General features: G+C 61.1%; 2 protein-coding genes. Both read right to left on the reverse strand.

The window, feature by feature from the left end:
• A partial coding sequence (locus DBR24_RS32325; RefSeq protein WP_305889017.1) for a nitrilase-related carbon-nitrogen hydrolase occupies positions 1–244 on the reverse strand: 244 nt, incomplete at its 3' end.
• 79 nt (positions 245–323) lie between these two features.
• Positions 324–810 (reverse strand): AsmA-like C-terminal region-containing protein (locus DBR24_RS32330; protein WP_305889018.1); only part of this gene is annotated, 487 nt, incomplete at its 5' end.

An 810-nucleotide genomic window follows, 5' to 3' on the forward strand; every position in this document is an offset into this window, starting at 1 on the left:
CAGCCACTATCCATAACTTGAGGTCGCGGGCGGTCTGTTTCAACCACGGCAGGATCGGGCCTTCGCCCAGTGCTTCGGCGCGGCCGATGTCAGCGATGTCGCGACGGCCCATGGCAGCGAAGTTTTCCGGCAACACCGCCAGCTTCGCACCGCCGGCCGCAGCCTGTTCGAGCAGGCGTCGGGCCTGGGCCAGATTGGCCAGCACATCGCTCTGGCTGACCATTTGAATAACCGCTAAAGACATGGCCGTTCCTTATCCGCAAATCAACACAAACCCTGCAGAAGCTGGCGCAGGGGGCTTCGGCCATGCTACTAGCGGCGGTTCAAAAAGGCTTGTCGAATGTGATTTTCGGCTCTTTCCACGGGCCCTTGACGGTGTATTTCACACTGGCAAAGCGCGCCACACGGTCGCCGATCAGTTTGTCGATCAGGAATAAGGCACCACCAACAGCCGGTGCGCCCACGATCAGCGCGGCAATCGGCAGGTTGTTGGTCACCGGCAAGGTCACCAGCAACTTGGCATCGACCTGTTCGCCGACCAGATCCAGCGTCCCGTCCAGTTCGATGTTGCTCGACGGCCCGGTCAGGCGGATCGGCTCGCGGGTCACGTAAACGCCGTTGCTCGCCACCAACAGGCCTTTGACCCGGTCATAGCTCAGGCCTTTGCCGAACAGGTCGGAGAAGTCCAGACGCAAGCGGCGGCCGATGGAGTTGAAGTTAAGCAGGCCAAACACCCGCAATGCCTGGGCCCCGCCCTCCACTTCGACAAACTGGCCCTTGCTCAACGATGCATCGAGGGTGCCCGAGAAA

Origin of the sequence: Pseudomonas sp. HMWF006 (assembly GCF_003061205.1) — a bacterium.
Lineage (GTDB): Bacteria > Pseudomonadota > Gammaproteobacteria > Pseudomonadales > Pseudomonadaceae > Aquipseudomonas > Aquipseudomonas monsensis.